Raw genomic sequence first — 21,103 nt, 5'->3', positions numbered from 1 at the left:
AGGCGCCTCTCTTGTACCCGTTCTGTGATGAAGAGCTTTTACTCGAGATCTGTTAAACAAATGTTTTAAATAGGTGTTGAAAATGTCTCCTTTTGGATCAATAGTGAGCCTCGCCCCCTGCTGGGGATTAAGGAGCACCACTCCCCACTGAGTGGGAACAAGGAGACACTCTCATGATCTACCAAGGCGAAACCCTGTCGGTCAGCTACCTCGAAAACGGCATCGCCGAGCTGAGGTTTGATGCCCCGGGTTCAGTCAACAAGCTGGATCGCGCTACCCTGCTCTCCCTGAGCGAAGCGATCGCCGCATTACAACAAGAACGTGAACTAAAAGGTCTGATCCTCACCTCCGGCAAAGACGCCTTTATCGTCGGTGCCGACATTACCGAATTCCTGGAACTGTTCGATCTGCCGCAAGAAGATCTGCTCGGCTGGCTGAAAAAGGCCAACGATATCTTCAATGCCATCGAAGATCTGCCGGTCCCGACCCTCTCCGCCATCAAGGGACACGCTCTGGGCGGCGGCTGCGAGACCATCCTCTCCACTGACTTCCGTCTGGCCGACACCAGCGCCAAAATCGGCCTGCCCGAGACCAAACTCGGCATCATGCCGGGCTTTGGCGGCACCGTCCGCCTGCCGCGAGTGATCGGCGCCGACAACGCGCTCGAGTGGATCACTACCGGCAAGGATTACCGTGCCGATGACGCCCTCAAGGTGGGTGCCATCGACGCTGTAGTCGCCCCCGAGGTGCTGCAGAGCGCTGCGCTGCAGATGATCAAGGACGCCATCGCGGGCAAGCTGGACTGGCAGAGCCGTCGTGCCGCCAAGAAAGCCCCGCTGCGCCTCTCCAAACTGGAAGCCATGATGAGCTTCACCACCGCCGCCGGCATGGTTGCCGCCGTGGCGGGCAAACACTATCCGGCCCCCATGGCCGCCGTGAAGACGGTGGAAGCCGCCGCCGGCATGGGCCGTGACGAAGCGCTGGTCGTCGAGGCACAGGGCTTTATCAAGCTGGCCAAGACCGATGTCGCCAAGGCGCTGGTCGGCATCTTCCTGAATGATCAGCACATCAAGGCGCTGGCCAAGAAGGCGGCCAAGCAGGCAAGCAAGGCCACTGGCCATGCCGCCGTACTGGGTGCCGGCATCATGGGCGGCGGCATCGCCTACCAGTCTGCCAGCAAGGGTATCCCGGCGGTGATGAAGGATATCAACGAGAAGGCGCTGGCACTTGGCATGGGTGAAGCCACCAAGCTGCTCAACGGTCAACTCGAAAAGGGCCGCATCGACGGCATCAAGATGGGCCAGGTGCTCTCTGCCATTACCCCGACCCTCAGCTATGACAACGTCAAAGGCGTGGACGTCGTGGTCGAAGCCGTGGTCGAGAACCCGAAAGTGAAGGCCGCCGTGCTGGGTGAAGTGGAAGGCGTGATCGGCGAAGACGCCGTGCTCGCCAGCAACACCTCCACCATCCCCATCTCCCTGCTGGCCAAGGGGCTGAAACGCCCGCAGAACTTCTGCGGCATGCACTTCTTCAACCCGGTGCACCGCATGCCACTGGTGGAGATCATTCGCGGCGAGCAGACCTCCGATGAAACCATCAACCGCGTGGTGGCCTACGCCGCCGCGATGGGCAAGTCCCCGGTGGTGGTCAACGACTGCCCCGGCTTCTTCGTGAACCGCGTGCTGTTCCCCTACTTCTTCGGCTTCAACAAGCTGGTCGCCGATGGCGCCGACTTCGCTGCCGTCGACAAGGTGATGGAGAAGGAGTTTGGCTGGCCGATGGGCCCCGCCTACCTGCTGGACGTAGTCGGCATCGATACAGGTCACCATGCCGGTGACGTGATGGCGCAGGGCTTCCCGGCACGCATGAGCAAGGAAGGTCGCACCGCCATCGACGTGATGTACGAAGTGAACCGATTCGGTCAGAAGAACGGCAAGGGCTTCTACGCCTACGAGCAGGACAAGAAGGGCAAGCCGAAGAAGGTGGCTGACGCCGCCAGTTACGAGCTGCTGGCCCCCATCGCCAAGCCGAAACAGGATTTCGACAAGGACGCCATCATCGCTCGCATGATGATCCCGATGATCAACGAGGTGGTGCTCTGTCTGGAAGAGGGCATTGTCGCCACGCCAGCCGAAGCCGACATCGCACTGGTCTACGGTCTGGGCTTCCCTCCCTTCCGCGGCGGCGTGTTCCGCTATCTGGACACTATCGGTCTGGATCGCTACGTGGCCATGGCCGACCAGTATGCCGATTTGGGCCCGCTCTACCGCGTCAGCGACAAGCTGCGCGAGATGGCCGCCCAGGGCAAAACCTTCTACTGATTGCGGAAAGGAGATCCATTCATGAAAGACGTAGTCATTGTCGACTGTATCCGGACCCCGATGGGCCGGTCCAAGGGCGGCGCCTTCCGCAACGTGCGTGCAGAAGATCTGTCCGCGCACCTGATGAAATCCATCCTGCTGCGCAACCCCAACCTCGACCCGAACGAGATCGAGGATATCTACTGGGGCTGCGTGCAGCAGACCCTGGAGCAGGGCTTCAACATCGCCCGCAACGCCGCGCTGCTGGCCGGCATTCCGAAGCAGGTAGGTGCGGTCACAGTCAACCGTCTGTGCGGCTCCAGCATGCAGGCGCTGCACGACGCCTCCCGCGCCATTCAGGTAGGTGACGGGGATATCTTCATCATCGGCGGCGTCGAGCACATGGGTCACGTGCCGATGAGCCACGGCGTCGACTTCCATCCCGGCATGGCCAAGTCGGTGGCGAAAGCCTCCGGCATGATGGGGTTGACCGCCGAGATGCTCGGCAAGCTGCACGGCATCAGCCGATCGCAGCAGGACGAGTTTGCCGCCCGCTCCCACCGCCGTGCCCACGCCGCCACCGTGGAAGGGCGTTTTGCCAAGGAGATCGTCGGGCTGGAAGGCCATGACGCCAGCGGCGCCCGCTTCTTCTACGACTATGACGAGGTGATCCGCCCGGAGACCACGGTTGAAACCCTGAGCCAGCTGCGCCCGGTGTTTGACCCGGTCAACGGCACCGTCACCGCCGGCAGCTCCTCGGCCCTGTCCGATGGTGCCGCCGCCATGCTGGTGATGAGCGCGGATCGCGCCAAGGCCCTCGGCCTCACGCCGCGCGCCAAGGTACGTGCCATGGCCATCGCCGGCTGCGACGCCGCCATCATGGGTTACGGCCCGGTGCCGGCCACCCAGAAAGCGCTCAAGCGAGCCGGGCTGACCGTCGGCGACATCGACCTCTTCGAGCTGAACGAGGCGTTTGCCGCCCAGTCCCTGCCCTGCGTGAAGGATCTGGGTCTGCAAGACCTGGTGGATGAGAAGGTGAACCTCAACGGTGGCGCCATCGCCCTGGGTCACCCGCTCGGCTGCTCCGGTGCCCGCATCTCCACCACCCTGATCAACCTGATGGAAGAGAAGGACGCCACCCTGGGAGTCGCCACCATGTGCATCGGCCTGGGTCAGGGCATCGCCACCGTGTTCGAACGGGTGTAAGTGAATCGCTCCTGACTGCTCACCGGTCAGGGACGCCGCCTCGGGGCGGCAACAACAGACAGAAGGCGGCCCTGCTTCCCGGCACAGCGGCCCCATCACGAATACCGGGTCGGCCTGCCGACCCTGCTGTCGAGTCTGTGGAACGCGCCACACGGGGTGCGCTCCTGCCGTCGGAATCTGCGTGTTGGCCGGCCCGTTTGGGTCGGCCTTTTTTATTCTTTTCCCGCGATCGGGGCCAATCCTGAGGCTATATTGCCCATAACTTCACATTAGAGGGGGGGCTTGCTTGCTTTTTGCTCCCCCGACAGGTTCAATCTGCACAAAAAAATGGGTGGATGCACATACATATGTCAACGAGCAAACAACTGCTTATCGTCGACGACGATCGGGAGATCCGCGAGCTGCTCAACGAGTACCTGACCCGGGCTGGTTTCGAGGTACTGACCGCGGCCGAAGGGAACGAGATGCGCCAACAACTGGCCCAGCACAGCCCGGACCTCATCATTCTGGACATCATGATGCCCGGCGACGACGGCTTTACCCTCTGCCAGCAGATCCGCCGCGACTCCCAGGTACCCATCATCATGCTCACCGCCGCCTCCGACGAGGCTGACCGGGTGATCGGTCTGGAACTTGGCGCCGACGACTACATCGCCAAGCCGTTCAGCCCGCGCGAACTGCAGGCCCGCATCAAGGCACTGCTGCGCCGCGCCGAATTCCGCCAGCCGGAGAAAGAGAAGGAACCGAGCCGTCGGCTGCGCTTCGCCGAGTGGACCCTGGACACCCTGAGCCACCAGCTGACCCACGAAGATGGCAGCCTGCTGGATCTCTCCGGCAGCGATGCCCTGCTGCTCGGCATGTTCCTGCAGCAGCCCGGCGTGGTGCTGGACCGGGATACCATATCGGACGCCACCCGCGGTCGCGAGAGCCTGCCCATGGAACGCGGCATCGATGTGCAGATCAGCCGCCTGCGCCAGAAGCTGGGTGACAACGGCAAGAGCCCGCGCATCATCAAGACCATTCGCGGCAGCGGCTACATGCTGATCGCCGAAGTCCACGAGATCCCGTAACAGACAGACGCTACGGCGAGACCTTGAACGGGCAGAAGAGAAACCCATGACGGGGCAACGGCAAGGCACAGAGGTAAGCACCCCATGCTGATCGACAAGAGACACACGCTGCCATGACGGGGCAGAAGTTCTGGCGGGCCCTGGTGCCCCGCTCCCTGCTGTCGCGGATGCTGCTGCTGTTGCTGCTCGCCATCCTTCTCTCCCAGACCATCCTCACCGGCATCTGGATGCAGCAGATCCAGAAGCGGGAGCTGGAGGGCATGCTCAGCACCACCCGCAACCTGGCGCTGTCCGCGGCTTCCACCGTCAACTTCTTCAAGTCCCTGCCCCTGCAATACCGCCACATCGCCCTGGATCAGCTGCGCAACATGGGGGGCAGCCGCTTCTTCGTCTCCCTGAACGAGGAAGAGATCCACATCAGCGCCATCCCCGACAGCGAGCGCAAGACGCTGGTGCTCAAAGAGGTGCAGGAGGTGCTCAGCCGCAAACTCTCCGACGCCATGGCGATCAAGGTGGACTTCTCCCGCCCCGAGGAGCTGCACGTCTTCAACAACGACACCCTGCTGGCGGATCTCCCCTCTTCCTGGGCCCGCTACACCCTGTCCCTGGAGCCTATCAATCCGCCGGTGCTGGTGACCCAGATCGAGATAGAACCGGGGGAGTGGCTCTATCTGGCGGCCCTGCTGCCCGCCCCCTACATGACGCTGGATGACACCGTGATGCCGAGCAACCAGGTGCGTTTCATCGCCCTGATGACGGTCTTCCTCTGCTTCTTCACCTTCATGCTGGTGCGCTGGCAGACCCGCCCCCTGCGTCGCCTCGCCAAGGCGGCGGTCAATCTCGGCAAGGACATCGACCAGCCGTCCCTCAAGGAGGAGGGTGCCTCCGAAATCGTGGCGGCGACCCGCGCCTTCAACATCATGCAGCAGCGCATTCGCCGCTTCATCGACGACAGGGAGCGGCTGTTCAGCTCCATCTCCCACGACCTCAAGACCCCCATCACCCGGCTGCGACTGCGGGTCGAACTGCTGGACGACGAGGTGCAGATCGCCAAGTTCAATAAGGACCTGGACGAGCTGGAGCTGATGGTCAAAGGGGCGCTGCAGACGGTCAAAGAGACGGACATTCACGAGAACCTTGAGCAGATCGACGTCAACGCCCTGCTGGAGCAGATGGCGGAAGCCATGAACTTGCACGAGGATCTGCTCACCATCGAGGGCCACTGCAAGTGGCCCTATCGCGGCAAGCTGCTGGCCCTCAAGCGCTGCATCGGCAACCTGGTGGACAACGGCATCAAGTACGGCCAGAAGGTGCGCATCATCATCATGGATGACGAGGAGATGCTGATCCTCTTCATCATGGACGAGGGGCCCGGTCTGCCGGACGATCAGTTCGAGCGCATCTTCGAGCCCTACTACCGCCTCAGCACCGATGCCGCCGGCACCGGGCTGGGCCTTGGCATCGCCCGCAACATAGCCCACGCCCACGGCGGCGACCTGGTGCTGGAAAATCGCCCCCAGGGCGGCCTGCAGGCCACCCTCTCCCTACCAAGGCAGTAATGTATGAAGTGGTTGTCTTTTTCTGTCATCGCCCTGCTCTCCCTGCCCGTCTGCGCCTCCCAGGTGGAGGTATTGCACTGGTGGACCTCCGGCGGCGAGGCCAGGGCCGTGGAAGTGCTCAAGTCCGAGTGGGCCGAACAGGGCAACCAGTGGAACGACTTCGCGGTACAGGGGGGGGGCGGCAAGAGCGCCATGACGGTGCTCAAGAGCCGGGCCCTGGCGGCCAACCCGCCGGAGGCGGCCCACCTCAAGGGGTTCGAGCTGCACGAGTGGGGCAGCCTGGGCTTTCTGCGCGATCTCACCCCCATGGCCGAGCACCTCGGCTGGTACCCTCAGCTGCCCCCCATGGTGCGCGACACACTCAGCCAGAACGGCGCCCTGATGGCGGTCCCCACCGGCATCCACCGGGTCAACTGGCTGTGGCTCAACCGCAAGGTATTCGAGCGACAGGGGCTCAAGCCCCCCACCGACTGGGCTAAGTTCGTGGCGGTGGCGGACAAGCTCAAGGAGCAGGGCATCACTCCCCTCGCCATCGGCAATGAACCCTGGCAAATCGCGGTGCTGTTCGAAACGGTGGCCCTCGGCGAAGGGGGCAAGACCTTCTATCGCAAGGCCTTCCTCGAACAGGACAGCGCCACCCTGACCGGCCCCGACATGGTGCGGGTGCTGACCCGCTTCCAGCAGTTGCGCGCTTATGTACCCGAGAAATACGCCGGCCTGAAGTGGCACCAGGCCACCAACCTGCTGGAGAGCGGCGGCGCCGCCATGCAGGTGATGGGGGACTGGGTGAAAGGGGAGCTGAGCGCCGGCAACTACCGCCCCGGCGAGGATATCGAGTGCCTGCCAAGCCCGGGCAGCCAGGGGCTGTTCAGCTACAACCTCGACTCCATCGCCATGTTCAAGCAGCGGGATCCCGCCCAGTTGCAGGCCCAGGGCGAGCTGGCCAGGCTGTTGATGACGCCGCGCTTTCAGGAGGAGTTCAACCGGGTGAAGGGCTCTATCCCGGCGCTCATCAAGCCGGACATGAGCAAGTTCGATCGCTGCGCCATCCGCTCCTATCAGGATTTCCTCCACGCCGAGCAACAGGACAACCTGCTGCCCAGCATGGCGGAGGGGATGGCGGTGCCCACCAACATGCGCCAGGGGATCATGGATGTGCTGAGCAGCTTCTTCAACGACGCCAGGGCCAACCCCGAGCAGACGGCGCAGCAGTTGGAGCGCGCCATGCGCTCGACCCGTTCCGGCGCGGAGCAGAAATGACAAAGGCGGACATCGTCCGCCTTTGAGTGCCGAGAGCCAGGCTCTCAGGAGGGATCGTTCTCGTCCTCATCCTCGTCGTAGTAGTCGCTGAGCTCGATCCAGAGCCCCAGCCCGATCATCACCATGGAGCCGAACCAGGTACCGGTATTACCGATCGGGCTGCCCAGCACTATCATGGCGAACGACAAGAACCCCATGCCTGCGTAGGCTTGCAATCTGCCGTAGGAGACCTGCATATTCACACCTCCTTGTTGAATATGGTTCAATTTTTATATTACTCATCGAGCGAAGCCTGGGTAGAGCCGGTTCACATTTTGGTAGCATATGCTGCATAACCGCCCCATGGTTTGATTATTTTTTCGCCGTGAGTATCATTGCTGGCCGAATTGGTTGAAGGTTGATTATTGATGAGTGCTTTATTCTGCGGCGCAACGCACGAGTTGGGCGCAATCGGGCTTCGTTGCCCCGAGCCCGTGACGATAGCGCGCAAGAAGGTGCGGCTGAAGGTTGATTATTCATGAGTACTGAATTCTGCAATGCGACCCACGAGCTGGACGCAATCGGGCTTCGTTGCCCCGAACCCGTGATGATGGTTCGCAAGAAAGTGCGGCTGATGGCGGATGGGGAGACCCTGCTGGTCAGCGCCGACGACCCCTCCACCACCCGCGACATTCCCAGCTTCTGCCGCTTCATGGACCATACCCTGGTCGCCAGCGAGACTGAGCAGGCCCCTTACCGCTACCTGATCCGCAAGGGTCAATAACCCCGTACCGGAGCAAACATGACATCCATTACCCGTATCGGGACCACCCAGCGCTGGTCTGATGTGGTCATCCACAACGGCACCCTCTACGTGGTGGAAGTGCCCGCCACCGAGACCGCCGACATCCACCAGCAGACCCGTGAAGTGCTGGAAAGCCTGCAGCGTTTGCTGGAAGCCAACGGTTCCGGCGTCGACAGGATCCTGATGGCCAACATCTATCTCAAGGACATTGAAGACATCGCCGCCTTCAACGCGCAGTGGGATGCCTGGATCCCGGCAGGCACCGCCCCCGTTCGCGCCTGCGTGCAGGCTCGTCTCGCCCACGAAGGCTACAAGGTGGAAGTACAGCTCACTGCCGCTGTCTAAACAAAGCGGGATGCCTGGCTCCCCTGATGCCGACACAGCCCCGGTCCGCGCCTGCGTACAGGCCCGCCTCGCCCACGAAGGCTACAGGGTAGAAGTGCAGCTGACTGCGGCTGTCTAAGAGGCGGTTATCCCCTCATCCCCGCCCCTTCTCCCACAAGGGCAGAAGAGAGCAAAGAACAAGGCGCCACTGCCCACAACGCCGAATAACAAAAGGCCCCGCCATCGCTGGCGGGGCCTTTTTCATGACTGCAACGCAGGCCGCTTAGGCGGTCGGGGTCAGGGTGATGGTCACCCGACGGTTCTGGGCCTTGCCTTCGGCGGTGCTGTTGCTGGCCACCGGCTGATCCGGGCCCACACCACTGATGGCGATGCGGCTGCCGGACACGCCCTGGCCGATCAGCTGGGCGGCGACGGCATCGGCGCGATCCCGGGAGAGCTTCATGTTCAGCTCGCGGGAGCCGGTGCTGTCGGTGTGACCGACCACGTTCAGACGGGTCTTGTCGAACTCGGCAACCACCAGGGCCACGCCGGACAGGGTGTTGGCACCGGCGGCTTTCAGCTGGGCGCTGGAGCTGTCGAAGGTGACGTTGTTCGGCATGTTGAGGATCAGCTGATCACCGTTGCGGGTCACGCTGACGCCGGTGCCTTGCAGCTTCTCGCGCAGCTTGGCTTCCTGCACATCCATGTAGTAACCGATACCGCCACCCAGGGCCGCACCGGCGGCGACGCCAGTCAGGATGCCCTTTTTGCGGTCGCCCTTGCTGGAGGAGAGCGCCCCCACGGCTGCGCCGGTCGCCGCACCCGCCAACGCGCCCCAGGCGCCCTTGGAGGTCTGGGATTCACCGGTATAGGGGTTGGTGGTACAGCCAGTGATGGCGACGGTCAGGGCAAGTGCAGGAACCAGTTTCTTGAAATGCATGAAAAAACCTCTGAAAAAGAACGACTCTAGCCGATGGCCGCGCATTCTAACCCAGAGAGGCGCCAGAGTGTGACGCGCGCATTGCGAAGATGGGCAGGGGGCAACACGCCCCCCTGCCCCTTGCGATTCACCCGGTGCAGCCCCTCTTCGGACGGGCCCGCATCAATATTTGATATCCCGGGCCTTGTCTCGCCCCTCCTGCTTGTTGTCACGATGCTCCTGGCGGCAGTCGGCATTGCCCACCAGCCCCTCACGACACTCCTGTTTCGCGTCACGGGACTCCTGACGGGTATCCTGACGCACATCGCGGGCGTCACGGCGCTCCTGGGCCTGCTTGGTGGCCTGTGCAGGCAGGGCGGCCAGCAAGGCGGTGGCGGCAAGCAGCGCCAATACGGACTTCTTCATGATGGCTCCTTCGCCAGACAACCTGAACCGGTCCGGCGTCTTTCAATGATAGGGGAGGGGCAAGATCCCGGCAGCGCAGACTCGGCCCTCGGGGGCGTCGTCTGTGCAGCCTCGGACCTTCTTGCACAGGGCCGGCTTCCCCTCGTGTTTGCCCTGACGAGCAACGTCATCCCCAGGGTGCAGCCGATCAGGCCGGGGAAGAGAGGGCGGCGGCGCTCAGTGACACGGGACTCCCTCGTGATGGCGCTCCCGATGGTGAACCCGTATGACTGTATCCCGGCTGTACCAAGGGGCGAAAAGGCTCCCGGCCCGGCGCAACGGAACATGCTCCCGGGGTCTGGAGTGGTTGCCCCCCAGATGCGGGTTGTCTCATAAGAGCCCATGGCCCCAGAGTGGGGGACATTTCTCACGGAGCCATGACCATGTCGTCCCTTTCCCGCCCCGCGCTGCTCATCATCGACATCCAGGTGGGCCTCCTTCACGGCCCGGAAGCCCCCCATGCCGGGGCCGAGACCCTGGCCAACATCAATCGCCTGAGCCAGGCGGCCCGCAGTGCCGCTCTCCCCGTGCTGGCGGTGCGCCACACGGGCCCAGCCGGTAGCCCCATCGCCGCCGGCAGCCCGTTCTGGCAGCTTGCGCCTGAGCTGGTCGTCGGCGAGGCCGATCGGGTGTTCGACAAGCAGCGCCCCAGCGCCTTCCATGGCACCGGTCTCGATGGCTGGCTGAAAGAGGACGGCGTGCAGACCCTGATCATCACCGGCATGAAGACCCAGTACTGCATCGACACCACCTGCCGGGCGGCGGCAGATCTCGGCTACACCGTAGTGCTGGTGAGCGATGCCCATACCTGCATGGACACGCCGCAACTGACCGCCCCCCAGATCATCGCCCATCACAACGCCGCCCTGGCCGGCCCCTTCGTGCGGCTGATGAGCAGCGACGAGGTGTGCGAGGCGCTCGGCCGCCCCCTTGAGCCCTGCTGATTCAGAGCAAAAAAGAAGGGAGGCTTGAGCCTCCCTTCTTCGTGCATTTCCCCTTCACGTCGCCGCTGCTTGCTGGCACTCGGCGTGGCAAGGGCAGGTCACCAGATGATCGTTCACCATGCCCACCGCCTGCATGAAGGCGTAGCAGATGGTGCTGCCGACGAAGGTGAAGCCGCGCTTCTTGAGGGCCTTGGACATGGCATCCGACTCCTTTGATGTCGCCGGAATGTCGCCGTTGCCCTGACGCTGGTTGACCATGGGGGCGCCGCCCACGAAGCCCCACAGATACTCCACGAAGTCGATGCCTTCCGCCTCCAGCGCCAGATAGGCGCGGGCGTTTTTGATGATCGACTGCACCTTGAGCCGGTTGCGGATGATGCCGGTATCCTGCATCAGCCGCGCCACGTCCTGGTCGTCGAACTGCACGATGCGCACCGGATCAAAATCCGCATAGGCGCGATGGTAGCTCTCGGTGCGCTTGAGGATGGTGATCCACGACAGCCCCGCCTGTTGGCCATCGAGGCAGAGCTTGGCAAACAACTCGCGGGCGTCATACACCGGCCTGCCCCACTGCTTGTCATGGTATTCGATGTATTCCGGGTCTCTGGTCACCCAGGCGCAGCGCAGTTCCATTTCCTCTCCCCTGTTTTTCATCGGCCATCAGCAGGCCGCTTGTGTCGGCGACATCATAGGGCAAGCGGCAACATAGCCCCACTAATCCCCTGTAATTTCGCCTATTATCCGACCATGCCAGACGGTATACTCCCTCGGTTCACATTCAGCAAATCTTGCTCTGATTTCATTTCGCGCGAAAAACACTATGCAAAAATTCGATGTCAAAACCTTTCAGGGCCTGATCCTGCAGTTGCAGGACTATTGGTCCCGCCAGGGCTGTACCATCATTCAGCCGCTGGATATGGAAGTGGGTGCCGGTACTTCTCACCCCATGACCTGCCTGCGCGCCCTGGGCCCCGAGCCCATCGCCTGCGCCTACGTGCAACCGTCCCGCCGTCCGACTGACGGCCGCTACGGTGAAAACCCGAACCGCCTGCAGCACTACTACCAGTTCCAGGTGATCATCAAGCCTTCCCCCGACAACATTCAGGAACTCTATCTGGGCTCCCTGAAAGAGCTGGGTATGGATCCCGAAATCCACGACATCCGCTTCGTGGAAGACAACTGGGAAAACCCGACTCTGGGTGCCTGGGGTCTGGGCTGGGAAGTGTGGCTGAACGGTATGGAAGTGACCCAGTTCACCTACTTCCAGCAGGTTGGCGGCCTCGAGTGCAAGCCGGTCACCGGCGAGATCACCTACGGTCTCGAACGTCTGGCCATGTACATCCAGGGCGTCGACAGCGTCTACGATCTGGTCTGGTCTGACGGCCCGCTGGGCAAGACCACCTACGGCGACGTGTTCCACCAGAACGAAGTGGAGCAATCCACCTACAACTTCGAACACGCCGATGTGGAGTTCCTGTTCCACTGCTTCGAGCAGTACGAGAAGGAAGCCCAGAACCTGCTGGCACTGGAAAAACCGCTGCCGCTGCCTGCCTACGAGCGCATCCTGAAAGCCGCTCACTCCTTCAACCTGCTGGATGCCCGCAAGGCCATCTCGGTCACCGAGCGTCAGCGCTACATCCTGCGCATTCGCACCCTGACCAAGGCCGTGGCAGAGGCATACTACGCCTCCCGCGAAGCGCTGGGCTTCCCTATGTGTCAGCGCAGTGAGAACAAGCAAGGTTAAGGAACGGACATGGCACAACATACATTTCTGGTAGAGATCGGTACTGCTGAGCTGCCGCCCAAAGCCCTGCGCTCCCTGGCCGAAGCCTTTGCCGACAACTTCAAAGCCGAACTGACCAAGGCCGATCTGGCCTTCGGTGACGTCGAGTGGTTTGCTTCACCGCGCCGTCTGGCGCTGAAGGTAAGCGAGCTGGCCGGCGAACAGCCGAGCAAGAGCGTCGAGAAGCGCGGCCCGGCCGTGGCGCAGGCGTTCGATGCCGAAGGCAAGCCGACCAAGGCCGCCGAAGGCTGGGCCCGTGGCAACGGCATCACCGTTGAGCAGGCCGAGCGTCTGGTCACCGACAAGGGCGAGTGGCTGGTTCACACCGCCAAGGTCGAAGGCCGTCCGGCCAAAGAATTGCTGGGCGAACTGGTCGCCTCTGCACTGGCCAAGCTGCCGATCCCGAAAATGATGCGCTGGGGCGACAAGACCATCCAGTTCGTGCGTCCGGTCTTCACCGTGACCCTGCTGCTGGATGGCGAGCTGGTTCCCGCCCACATTCTGGGTATCGACTCTGCCCGCACCCTTCGCGGTCACCGCTTCATGGGCGAGAGCGAGTTCACCATCGACAACGCCAGCCAGTACCCGCAGATCCTGCAGGAGCGCGGCATGGTGATTGCCGACTTCATGGCGCGCAAAGCCAAGATCAAGGCTGACGTCGAAGCGGCCGCTGCCGCCTTCGGTGGCGTGGCCGATCTGGACGACGCCCTGCTGGAAGAAGTGACCGCACTGGTCGAATGGCCTGTGGTGCTGACCGCCAACTTCGAAGAGAAGTTCCTGGCCGTGCCGGCCGAGGCGCTGGTGCACACCATGAAGGGTGACCAGAAGTACTTCCCGGTCTACGACAAGAACGGCAAGCTGCTGCCGAAGTTCATCTTCGTCACCAACATCGAGTCGAAAGACCCGAGCCAGATCATCAGCGGCAACGAGAAGGTGGTTCGCCCCCGTCTCTCTGACGCCGAGTTCTTCTTCAAGACCGACCTCAAGCAGACTCTCGCCTCCCGCCTGCCGCGCCTTGAAACCGTGCTGTTCCAGCAACAGCTGGGCACCGTCAAGGCCAAGGTCGAGCGCATCGAGACCGTCGCCGGCTTTATCGCCGAGCGCATCAGTGGTGGCGATAATGCCGTCGTGGCTCAGGCCAAGCGTGCCGGTCTGCTCTCCAAGTGTGACCTGATGACCAACATGGTCGGCGAGTTCACCGACACCCAGGGTGTCATGGGGATGCACTACGCCCGTCACGATGGCGAAGACGAAGCGGTCGCCGTGGCCCTCAACGAGCAGTACATGCCGCGCTTTGCCGGCGATGCCCTGCCATCCGGTCTGGTTGCCTGCGCCGTCGCGCTGGCCGACAAGTTCGATACCCTGGCCGGTATCTTCGGCATCGGCATGCTGCCGAAGGGTGACAAGGACCCGTTCGCCCTGCGTCGCGCTGCCATCGGTGCCCTGCGCATCATGACCGAGAAGCAGCTGGATCTGGATCTGGTTGAACTGGTTGAAGAAGCGGTACGCGTCTACGGCGACAAGCTGACCAACAAAACCGTCGTCACCGACGTGGTCGACTTTATGCTGGGCCGCTTCCGCGCCGCCTATCAGGACGAAGGCATCGGTGCCGACGTGGTGCTGGCCGTACTGGCCCGCCGCCCGACCCGTCCGCTCGACTTCGATCGTCGCGTCAAGGCCGTCAGCCACTTCCGCTCTCTGGATGCCGCACTGGCTCTGGCTGCCGCCAACAAGCGCGTGAGCAACATTCTGGCCAAGGTCGAAGGCGAACTGCCGACTGCCGTCAAACCGGAACTGCTGGTCGATGCTGCCGAGAAGGCGCTGGCCACCCAGGTTGCCGAACTGCAAGCCGAACTGGCCCCGCTGTTCGCCGCCGGTGACTATCAGGCCGCCCTCACCCGTCTGGCCGCCCTGCGCGAGCCGGTCGATACCTTCTTCAACGAAGTGATGGTGATGGCCGACGATGAAGCCCTCAAGGCCAACCGTCTGGCGCTGCTGAACAACCTGCGCAACCTGTTCCTGCAAGTCGCGGATATCTCCCTGCTGCAGTGATCTTGGTTGGGTTGATTGAGATAAAAAATGGCGCCGCGAGGCGCCGTTTTTTGGTTTCTCTTGCCGTCAAAGTGAGACATCAAACCCTTTTGAACATGTCTAAGAACACCGAAACAGCGTAGGTTAGAACGAGTCCACACAGAAATCCGATTATGTTGTTCTTTAGCGTGGATTTGATACTTTGACTTTCTCTTATCTCTGCCGCTAATCCAGATACTTTCCTTGAACTATCCTCTACAAGACCTTTAACCTCTGCCAGAATATCCTTTTGGGGCGTATGGCTTGCATCCTCAATTGCCATCCTTTCATCCTGATTCATTAATCTATTAAATCCATCAACCATTACATAGGGGAGCTGATTAGCTAAAACTATTAGATTTGAACGGTAGACTTGAACAACTATTACAGGGGAGCCTCTAAAATCTTGAATGTCATCCGTGAAAATGGGAGTAGAAGAAGAGGGCGCTGACAACTGTGACTTAGCTGCCATCACCACTGCCTTTGCCACTGTGATATCAACACCTACAACCTCCGTCTGATCTTTAAATCCAATGAGAATGAATCCACCCATAGTATTTGCCATAGCACAAATATATCTTGATAGACTTTCTGGCGTAATATTACAGTCAAGATAAACCAACTCGTCACCAGCTTTACTCTGGATGATTTCACTCACATTCTTCATGCAATCTCGCTCTCTTTTTTGATGACTTTTAAAAGTCTACCACAATTGATTTTTTATTTTTGAGAAGCGCTGTTTTTCATCTTTGTAATAATATATAAAGGTACATCCTGCTCGTAGGCTAGATTAGCCGTCAGGCGTAATCGGACATTCGCGTAAATGAATTCTCCCACCATAACCGCCAGCCGAATTTCCAACTCCGGCTGGCCACCACATTTGACGGCAACCACCGCAACCAAAGCCTCTCGATCGTCCGATTACGCTGCGCTAATCGAACCTACAGGGGGGTGATCATGAGATAGCCCGTAGGTTCGATTAGCCGTCAGGCGTAATCGGACGTTCGCGTAAATGGATTATCCCGCCATCACGGCCAGCCGCACTTCCCCCTCCAGCTGGCCGATCCTGTTTCACGGCAACAACCGTAATCAAAGCCTCTCGATCGTTCGATTACGCTGCGCTAATAGAACCTACAGGGGGGTAATGAGCTGTTATCATTTGAGACAGTGCCCAGCGCCGCCACGCCCAAGAGGAAAGTCATGGACATACCTGCCGCCCTGTCCTCCACCCTCTGCCAGCAGTGTCATGAGCAGGTGGATCTCGACTTCGATTTCACCATGGCCTTCCAGCCCATCGTCGATTGCAGCCAGCGCACCCTCTTCGGCTACGAGGCCCTGGTGCGGGGGCTCAACAACGAGTCGGCGCAGAGCGTGATTGACCGGGTCAACGATGACAACCGCTACCGCTTCGATCAGCTGTGCCGGATCAAGGCCATCGCGCTGGCCGCCCGCCTCGACATGCAGGGCATGCCGAGCATCAACTTCCTGCCCAATGCGGTCTATCGCCCGGAGCGCTGCATCCGCACCACGTTGCAGGCGGCCCGCGAGCATCTCTTTCCCATCGAGCAGATCATGTTCGAGTTCACCGAGGTGGAACAGGTGCAGGACAACCGCCATATTCGCGGCATCGTGGATCACTATCAGGCCCTGGGCTTCAAGACGGCGATCGACGACTTTGGCGCCGGTTACTCGGGCCTCAGCCTGCTGGCCGATTTTCGCCCCGACATCATCAAACTCGACATGCACCTGCTGCGCGGCATCGACCAGGACCCGATCCGTCAGGCCATCGTTCGCCACTGTCTGGCGCTGTTTACGGAGTTGCAGATCACCCCGCTGGCGGAAGGGGTCGAGATCCGCGACGAGATGGCCTGCCTGCGGGAGATGGGCGTCAGCCTGATGCAGGGCTATCTGTTTGCCCGCCCCGGCTTCGAAACCCTGCCCGAGGTGGATTTCGCCAGCCTGTGAGCGGCGCTGGCCATCTCCCTTGGTTGGCGTTCATTCGGGCAAGGCGGGACGGGAGGATATCCACGGGCGGACGGCAGAAAGCGCTGGACCGGGCAACCCCCTGGGCTAGGATGGGACTGTCACCCTTTGCAACCACCGCTCTGACAGGGACACCATGGCGCAGGTTTCAGGATACCGCTTCTTCGCTCTTTCACTGCTCTTGCTGCTGGCCTTCCAGGTATGGGGGGCGCAAGGCAGGGGCAACATCACACTGGTGAGCTCCCTTGAAACCAGGGACTCCCCCTATGGTCGCTGGCTCGATCTCATCTATCGGGATGCGTTCGCCCGCCTGGGCTATGCATTCCAGTACCAGGGCTACCCCGGGGGACGGGCCCCCCTGCTGGCAGAGCAGGGACAGGTCGATGGCGAGATCCACCGCGCCGCCAGCTACCAGCAGCAGACCCGCACCCTCCAGCGCGTGCCCGAGCCCCATTTCGCCGTCTCCTATCAGGCCTATGCCCACCAGCCCGGGATCCAGCTGCAGGGGTGGCACAGCCTGCAGGGCACCGGTTATCGGGTCGAGTTTCGCCGTGGCGCCAAGCTGCCGGAGATGATGCTGGGCAAGGTGGTGGCACCGGACCGGCTCTTTGCCATCGCCACCGCCGAGCAGGGGATGGGCAAGCTGCTCAAGGGGCGCAGTGACCTCTATGTGGAGCAGACCCTGATTGCCAGCCAGACCCTGGCCGCCCTGACGCGCCAGGACCCGGGCTATGCCGGCATCTACTCCGCCGGGGTGATGGAGCTGGCCGATTCTTACGTCTATCTGCACGAACGGCATCGGGATCTGCTGGCCCCCCTTGCCGGCGTGATCCGGCAAATGAAGCAGGACGGCACGGTGGCGCGCTATGAGCAGCAGGCCATGGCGGCTGAGGGCACCAGCCAACCTTAACGTCCTCTTTTCCGCAAGCCCTCCCGCGCCCTGACCATGCAGGAGACCCGGGGCGATCAATTCTGTCGCAGACTCATGGCCGCAGCGGGCACCCTGTTCGTCAACACCACGTTGACAAAAACGCCCCCTGTATCAGGGAACTCGCCATATAAAACCCCATCGACCTTGTGTTCATCTGGCTTGCGGCCAAAAGGCACCATGTCCGTCTGTGCATACCCCAAATCTTGCAACATCCCCCACTCCGACCGCCCCATCATTTCGATGGAGTCGCGTCATCGTTCAGGCATATCTTCCCCTCGAGGCCCGTGCCAGGGCCCGATCACAGGAGCAATACATAATGAAAAAAGCAGTAACGGCCGCCTTGCTGGCCATGATGATGGCGGCCTCGGTTCAGGCGGCAGACAAGGTGACCACGGTGCCGGTGCACTTCGCCAAAGGCGCGCACAGCGCCAAGGTTGACGGCACCTTCTCCGGTTATGACACCATCAACTACACCCTGGGCGCCAAAGAAGGCCAGACCATGACGGTCGCCATCACCGGCAGCACCAATGCCAACTTCAACGTCTTCGCGCCGGGCGCCATCCCGGGTCAGGCCGAGGCACTGGGCGGCGGCAACGTGGACACAAAATGGCAAGGCACCCTGCCCAAGTCGGGCAAGTACCTGATCCAGGTCTACCAGATGCGCGCCACCGCCCGTAAAGGCGCCAAGGTCCCCCACTCCCTGTCGGTCGGCATTCAGTAACCGACGCCAATATTGCCTGTGTGACAAGCAAGAAGGAGCCCATGAGGCTCCTTCTTTGTCATTCTGTGCTGGCACTGCGACCCGGGTAACGGCTCAGCCCTTGTAGGCGGGCAGCAGGTCCACCATGTTGAGCAGGTGGAAGGCGGCGGTCAGCACGCCGAACAGGATCACCAGGACGATCATGAAGAGGCCGCCGGGGGCGCGGAAGCCCTCGCCACCTTCTTCGCGCCGGGCCGCCCGCACCTTCCAGGCCAGCAGGGGCGGGATGATGCAGGTCCACAGGGTCGCTACGGCGCCCGCATAGCCGATGGCCACCAGGAAGCCGAACGGGAACAGCAAGGAGAGCACCAGGGGCGGCAGGAAGGTCACCGCCCAGGACTTGGCGCGGCCACCCCGGCTGTTGTCGAACTTGAACAGATCCGCCAGGTAGTCGAACACCCCGAGCCCCACCCCGATGAAGGAGGAGAGGATGGCCGCCATGGAGAAGGCGTTGAGGGCGCTGGCCACCGCCTTGGACTCGATCACCGAGCCGAGGGCCTTGAGCAAGGCGTCCACGTTGCCCCCTTCTGCGATCACCGGGCCGAACTCGCTGCGGGGCAGGTTGCCGAAGACGCTCACCAGCCAGACGAGGTAAAACGCGAGCGCGATCAGGGTGCCCCCCAGAATGGCGCGGCTGGCGCGACGCTCTTCACCGTAGTAGGCGCGCATGGAGGAGACCGAATGGTGGTAACCGAACGAGGTGAGCGCCACCGGCAGCATCACCAGGGCATAGGGGGCGTAGCTGACTTCACTGCCCACCCGGTCGAGCAGCAGATCGAGGCGCACGTTCATCGACAGGCCCGAGATGCCGAAGGCAAAGCTCAGCCCCATCAGGATCACCAGCATCACCGAGATGCGGTCCACCGCCCGGGTGGAGTGCCACACCAGCAGGGAGAAGGCCAGGGTAAAGAGCACGGACGCCCACTGGCTGCCCATCCCCGTCATGCCGTCAATGATGAGACCGGCCGAGGTGATGTAGGCATAGAGCAGGATGCCACCGACGAAGTAGACGCTGAGATTGTTGAGGGCGTTGACCTTCTCCCCCAGCAGATCCCGGGTCACGGTATCGAAGGAGACGCGCAGGGGATAGCCCCGATAGGACTCCAGCAGCATCCAGCCGGAGACCGTCATCACCACCATGGTCAGTGCTACCGCGAGCATGGACCAGAGGGTCCAGGCGCCCGCCCCCGCACTCGGCAGCCCCAGCATGCCGGCCCCCACACAGACGCCGGCAATGATGCATGCCCCGCCCACCAACGATGGTTTCTGTTCCATTACTCCCCCAAACGGATTGTCGACTGGTCACGGCACACCGCCGTGCTTCTCCTGCGTTCGCCACTGCTGGCGCCGGGGGACTTTACCCTGCATGCCTTCGGGTATCAAATCCAGAGGGAAAATGGGGGGAATGGGCCGGATCCTGCGCCCCATCCGTGGAATATGTTCGGGATGGGGCCAGGTTCAGCACACCAGGGTCAGCCGGTGTAGACGGGCAGCAGACCCGCCATGGCCATCAGGTGGAAGATGGCGGTAAGCACCCCGAAGACGATGACGGCCACCACCATGGGCTGGCCGCCGGGGGCCTTGAACCCCGCCTCGTCCGGGGCCAGCTCCCGGGACTTCTTCGCCAGCAGGGCCGGGATGATGCAGGCCCAGACGGTCGCCGCGGCCCCGGCATAGCCGATGGCCACCACGAAGCCGAACGGGAACATCAGGGAGAGCGCCAGGGGGGGCAGGAAGGTCACCGCCCAGGATTTGGCCCGCCCCCGGCGGCTGTTGTCGAACCGGAACAGATCCGCCAGATAGTCGAACACCCCGAGCCCCACCCCGATGAAGGAGGAGAGGATGGCCGCCATGGAGAAGAGGTTGATGGCCTGGGAGACCTGCCTGGACTCGATCACCGAGGCCAGCGCCCCCAGCAGCACATCCACGTCGCCCCCCTTGGCGATGACGGGGCCGAAGGCGGGACGAGGCAGGTTGCCGAAGATGCTGAGCAGCCACAGCAGATAGAGCGCCAGGGCGATCAGGGTCCCCCCCAGGATCGCCTGCCTGGCTTTCTGCTCCTCGCCGTAATAGGCGCGCATCGATGCCACCGAGTGGTGGTAGCCAAACGAGGTGAGCGCCACCGGCAACATGGCCAGGGCGTAAGGGGCGCGGCCCAGCTCCTCGGCAAAGGAGTTGAACAGCTTGGCGGTGTCGACCTTGCTGGCAAGCCCGGAGACCCCGAACACGAAGCTCAGCACCATAAAAACGATCAGGACGACCGAAATCCTGTCCACCGCCCGGGTCGAATGCCAGACGAACCAGGAGAACACCAGCACGAACAACACCGAAGCCAGCTGGCTATTGATGCCCAGCAGGCCGCCCAGGATGAGACCCGACGAGGTGATATAGGCATAGAGCAAAATGCCGCCCACGAAATAGACGGTGAGGTTGTTGAAGAGATTGATCCTGTGACCGAGCAGATCCTTGGTCACCGAGTTGAAGGAGGCGGTCAATGCGTAGGGTTTCAGGGCTTCCAGCAGCATCCAGCCTGAAACCGTCATGACGACCATGGTAAGAATGATGGCGAGGGTTGACCAGCTGGTCCAGGCCCCGGCTCCCGCACTCGGCAGCCCCAGCATGCCTGCGCCGACACAGACGCTGGCAATGATGCAGGCCCCTCCGATGACGGACGGTGTTGATGTCATGTGTGTCACTCCAAATCTTTCACAGAGCAGTGAAAAAAAAGGGCACAGAAAAATCTGT

General features: G+C 61.9%; 21 protein-coding genes and 1 pseudogene. 14 read left to right on the top strand and 8 right to left on the bottom strand.

Annotated features, from left to right (window positions below; all coding sequences use genetic code 11):
• Nucleotides 1-173: 173 nt before the first annotated feature.
• From fadB to AB5Y53_RS02720, 5 genes are all read left to right on the top strand, one after another.
• Entirely contained in the window at nucleotides 174-2,321 is a 2,148-nt protein-coding gene (gene fadB / locus AB5Y53_RS02740) for a fatty acid oxidation complex subunit alpha FadB (RefSeq protein ID WP_368181087.1), read from the top strand.
• Nucleotides 2,322-3,506, top strand: a complete 1,185-nt coding sequence (gene fadA / locus AB5Y53_RS02735) for an acetyl-CoA C-acyltransferase FadA (protein ID WP_216822648.1) — start codon at nucleotides 2,322-2,324, stop codon at nucleotides 3,504-3,506. It abuts the gene before it with no gap.
• Between the two features lie 347 nt (nucleotides 3,507-3,853).
• Entirely contained in the window at nucleotides 3,854-4,576 is a 723-nt protein-coding gene (locus AB5Y53_RS02730) for a response regulator (RefSeq protein WP_010672413.1), read from the top strand.
• Between the two features lie 113 nt (nucleotides 4,577-4,689).
• A complete protein-coding gene (locus tag AB5Y53_RS02725; protein ID WP_010672412.1) occupies nucleotides 4,690-6,135 on the top strand; it encodes an ATP-binding protein in 1,446 nt (481 codons plus the stop codon).
• 3 nt (nucleotides 6,136-6,138) lie between these two features.
• Nucleotides 6,139-7,395, top strand: coding sequence for an ABC transporter substrate-binding protein (locus AB5Y53_RS02720; protein WP_048209305.1), 1,257 nt, complete (start codon nucleotides 6,139-6,141; stop codon nucleotides 7,393-7,395).
• Nucleotides 7,396-7,439: 44 nt separating this feature from the next.
• Here AB5Y53_RS02720 and AB5Y53_RS02715 read toward each other — a convergent pair whose 3' ends face one another.
• Nucleotides 7,440-7,631, bottom strand: a complete 192-nt coding sequence (locus AB5Y53_RS02715; protein WP_010672410.1) for a hypothetical protein — start codon at nucleotides 7,629-7,631, stop codon at nucleotides 7,440-7,442.
• Nucleotides 7,632-7,912: 281 nt separating this feature from the next.
• Here AB5Y53_RS02715 and tusA point away from each other — a divergent pair, with 281 nt between their 5' ends.
• The 3 genes and pseudogenes from tusA to AB5Y53_RS02700 form a co-directional block, all read left to right on the top strand.
• Nucleotides 7,913-8,158 (top strand): sulfurtransferase TusA, encoded by a 246-nt coding sequence (tusA, locus tag AB5Y53_RS02710; protein WP_041214136.1) that lies wholly within the window; start codon nucleotides 7,913-7,915, stop codon nucleotides 8,156-8,158.
• Nucleotides 8,159-8,176: 18 nt separating this feature from the next.
• Entirely contained in the window at nucleotides 8,177-8,524 is a 348-nt protein-coding gene (locus AB5Y53_RS02705) for a RidA family protein (RefSeq protein WP_103260996.1), read from the top strand.
• 28 nt (nucleotides 8,525-8,552) lie between these two features.
• Nucleotides 8,553-8,642: pseudogene (locus tag AB5Y53_RS02700) on the top strand (endoribonuclease L-PSP); the annotation flags it as partial.
• Between the two features lie 144 nt (nucleotides 8,643-8,786).
• Here the strand turns inward: AB5Y53_RS02700 and AB5Y53_RS02695 are convergent.
• Entirely contained in the window at nucleotides 8,787-9,443 is a 657-nt protein-coding gene (locus AB5Y53_RS02695; RefSeq protein ID WP_010672405.1) for an OmpA family lipoprotein, read from the bottom strand.
• 162 nt (nucleotides 9,444-9,605) lie between these two features.
• A complete protein-coding gene (locus AB5Y53_RS02690; protein WP_041212021.1) occupies nucleotides 9,606-9,848 on the bottom strand; it encodes a hypothetical protein in 243 nt (80 codons plus the stop codon).
• Nucleotides 9,849-10,270: 422 nt separating this feature from the next.
• On the opposite strand from AB5Y53_RS02690, the gene AB5Y53_RS02685 reads away from it, so the two are divergent.
• Entirely contained in the window at nucleotides 10,271-10,831 is a 561-nt protein-coding gene (locus AB5Y53_RS02685; RefSeq protein WP_368181086.1) for a cysteine hydrolase family protein, read from the top strand.
• Nucleotides 10,832-10,885: 54 nt separating this feature from the next.
• Here AB5Y53_RS02685 and AB5Y53_RS02680 read toward each other — a convergent pair whose 3' ends face one another.
• On the bottom strand, nucleotides 10,886-11,464 hold the full coding sequence (locus AB5Y53_RS02680) for a DNA-3-methyladenine glycosylase I (RefSeq protein ID WP_368181085.1): 579 nt from the start codon (nucleotides 11,462-11,464) through the stop codon (nucleotides 10,886-10,888).
• 187 nt (nucleotides 11,465-11,651) lie between these two features.
• On the opposite strand from AB5Y53_RS02680, the gene glyQ reads away from it, so the two are divergent.
• Together glyQ and glyS are read left to right on the top strand one after the other, a co-directional pair.
• Complete coding sequence (gene glyQ / locus AB5Y53_RS02675) at nucleotides 11,652-12,575, top strand: glycine--tRNA ligase subunit alpha (protein ID WP_005339464.1); 924 nt, start codon at nucleotides 11,652-11,654, stop codon at nucleotides 12,573-12,575.
• Nucleotides 12,576-12,584: 9 nt separating this feature from the next.
• Nucleotides 12,585-14,666 (top strand): glycine--tRNA ligase subunit beta, encoded by a 2,082-nt coding sequence (glyS, locus tag AB5Y53_RS02670; protein WP_368181084.1) that lies wholly within the window; start codon nucleotides 12,585-12,587, stop codon nucleotides 14,664-14,666.
• A gap of 79 nt (nucleotides 14,667-14,745) precedes the next feature.
• Here glyS and AB5Y53_RS02665 read toward each other — a convergent pair whose 3' ends face one another.
• Nucleotides 14,746-15,351, bottom strand: coding sequence for a helix-turn-helix domain-containing protein (locus tag AB5Y53_RS02665; RefSeq protein ID WP_368181083.1), 606 nt, complete (start codon nucleotides 15,349-15,351; stop codon nucleotides 14,746-14,748).
• A gap of 533 nt (nucleotides 15,352-15,884) precedes the next feature.
• Between AB5Y53_RS02665 and AB5Y53_RS02660 the strand changes: the two genes are divergently transcribed.
• Entirely contained in the window at nucleotides 15,885-16,649 is a 765-nt protein-coding gene (locus AB5Y53_RS02660; protein ID WP_368181082.1) for an EAL domain-containing protein, read from the top strand.
• 154 nt (nucleotides 16,650-16,803) lie between these two features.
• Complete coding sequence (locus AB5Y53_RS02655) at nucleotides 16,804-17,577, top strand: hypothetical protein (protein WP_368181081.1); 774 nt, start codon at nucleotides 16,804-16,806, stop codon at nucleotides 17,575-17,577.
• Nucleotides 17,578-17,633: 56 nt separating this feature from the next.
• Here the strand turns inward: AB5Y53_RS02655 and AB5Y53_RS02650 are convergent, their stop codons facing one another.
• Nucleotides 17,634-17,810 carry a hypothetical protein gene (locus tag AB5Y53_RS02650; RefSeq protein WP_154676073.1) on the bottom strand — a complete coding sequence of 59 codons (177 nt, stop codon included), beginning with the start codon at nucleotides 17,808-17,810 and terminating at the stop codon, nucleotides 17,634-17,636.
• 104 nt (nucleotides 17,811-17,914) lie between these two features.
• Between AB5Y53_RS02650 and AB5Y53_RS02645 the strand changes: the two genes are divergently transcribed.
• Entirely contained in the window at nucleotides 17,915-18,319 is a 405-nt protein-coding gene (locus AB5Y53_RS02645) for a hypothetical protein (protein ID WP_010672394.1), read from the top strand.
• Nucleotides 18,320-18,412: 93 nt separating this feature from the next.
• Here the strand turns inward: AB5Y53_RS02645 and AB5Y53_RS02640 are convergent, their stop codons facing one another.
• Both AB5Y53_RS02640 and AB5Y53_RS02635 read right to left on the bottom strand, forming a co-directional pair.
• Nucleotides 18,413-19,633 (bottom strand): aromatic amino acid transporter, encoded by a 1,221-nt coding sequence (locus AB5Y53_RS02640; RefSeq protein WP_368181080.1) that lies wholly within the window; start codon nucleotides 19,631-19,633, stop codon nucleotides 18,413-18,415.
• A 197-nt stretch (nucleotides 19,634-19,830) separates the two neighbouring features.
• Nucleotides 19,831-21,045 carry an aromatic amino acid transporter gene (locus AB5Y53_RS02635; RefSeq protein WP_043155441.1) on the bottom strand — a complete coding sequence of 405 codons (1,215 nt, stop codon included), beginning with the start codon at nucleotides 21,043-21,045 and terminating at the stop codon, nucleotides 19,831-19,833.
• Nucleotides 21,046-21,103: the final 58 nt, after the last annotated feature.

Source organism: Aeromonas sp. R7-5 (assembly GCF_040908015.1).
Classification (GTDB): Bacteria; Pseudomonadota; Gammaproteobacteria; order Enterobacterales; family Aeromonadaceae; genus Aeromonas; species Aeromonas caviae.
The sequence above is the reverse complement of the archived record's forward strand: the minus strand, read 5'-3'. Positions and strand labels throughout refer to the sequence as shown.

Bases quoted from the DNA above. Each gene is read 5' to 3' on its own strand.
- fadB (WP_368181087.1), top strand. From the start codon at position 174: ATGATCTACCAAGGCGAAACCCTGTCGGTCAGCTACCTCGAAAACGGC.
- AB5Y53_RS02690 (WP_041212021.1), bottom strand. From the start codon at position 9,848: ATGAAGAAGTCCGTATTGGCGCTGCTTGCCGCCACCGCCTTGCTGGCC.
- AB5Y53_RS02720 (WP_048209305.1), top strand. From the start codon at position 6,139: ATGAAGTGGTTGTCTTTTTCTGTCATCGCCCTGCTCTCCCTGCCCGTC.
- AB5Y53_RS02730 (WP_010672413.1), top strand. From the start codon at position 3,854: ATGTCAACGAGCAAACAACTGCTTATCGTCGACGACGATCGGGAGATC.
- AB5Y53_RS02650 (WP_154676073.1), bottom strand. From the start codon at position 17,810: ATGTTGCAAGATTTGGGGTATGCACAGACGGACATGGTGCCTTTTGGC.
- AB5Y53_RS02715 (WP_010672410.1), bottom strand. From the start codon at position 7,631: ATGCAGGTCTCCTACGGCAGATTGCAAGCCTACGCAGGCATGGGGTTC.
- glyS (WP_368181084.1), top strand. From the start codon at position 12,585: ATGGCACAACATACATTTCTGGTAGAGATCGGTACTGCTGAGCTGCCG.
- AB5Y53_RS02665 (WP_368181083.1), bottom strand. From the start codon at position 15,351: ATGAAGAATGTGAGTGAAATCATCCAGAGTAAAGCTGGTGACGAGTTG.
- AB5Y53_RS02695 (WP_010672405.1), bottom strand. From the start codon at position 9,443: ATGCATTTCAAGAAACTGGTTCCTGCACTTGCCCTGACCGTCGCCATC.
- AB5Y53_RS02685 (WP_368181086.1), top strand. From the start codon at position 10,271: ATGTCGTCCCTTTCCCGCCCCGCGCTGCTCATCATCGACATCCAGGTG.
- glyQ (WP_005339464.1), top strand. From the start codon at position 11,652: ATGCAAAAATTCGATGTCAAAACCTTTCAGGGCCTGATCCTGCAGTTG.
- AB5Y53_RS02680 (WP_368181085.1), bottom strand. From the start codon at position 11,464: ATGGAACTGCGCTGCGCCTGGGTGACCAGAGACCCGGAATACATCGAA.
- AB5Y53_RS02640 (WP_368181080.1), bottom strand. From the start codon at position 19,633: ATGGAACAGAAACCATCGTTGGTGGGCGGGGCATGCATCATTGCCGGC.
- tusA (WP_041214136.1), top strand. From the start codon at position 7,913: ATGAGTACTGAATTCTGCAATGCGACCCACGAGCTGGACGCAATCGGG.
- AB5Y53_RS02645 (WP_010672394.1), top strand. From the start codon at position 17,915: ATGAAAAAAGCAGTAACGGCCGCCTTGCTGGCCATGATGATGGCGGCC.
- AB5Y53_RS02705 (WP_103260996.1), top strand. From the start codon at position 8,177: ATGACATCCATTACCCGTATCGGGACCACCCAGCGCTGGTCTGATGTG.
- AB5Y53_RS02635 (WP_043155441.1), bottom strand. From the start codon at position 21,045: ATGACATCAACACCGTCCGTCATCGGAGGGGCCTGCATCATTGCCAGC.
- AB5Y53_RS02725 (WP_010672412.1), top strand. From the start codon at position 4,690: ATGACGGGGCAGAAGTTCTGGCGGGCCCTGGTGCCCCGCTCCCTGCTG.
- AB5Y53_RS02655 (WP_368181081.1), top strand. From the start codon at position 16,804: ATGGCGCAGGTTTCAGGATACCGCTTCTTCGCTCTTTCACTGCTCTTG.
- AB5Y53_RS02660 (WP_368181082.1), top strand. From the start codon at position 15,885: ATGGACATACCTGCCGCCCTGTCCTCCACCCTCTGCCAGCAGTGTCAT.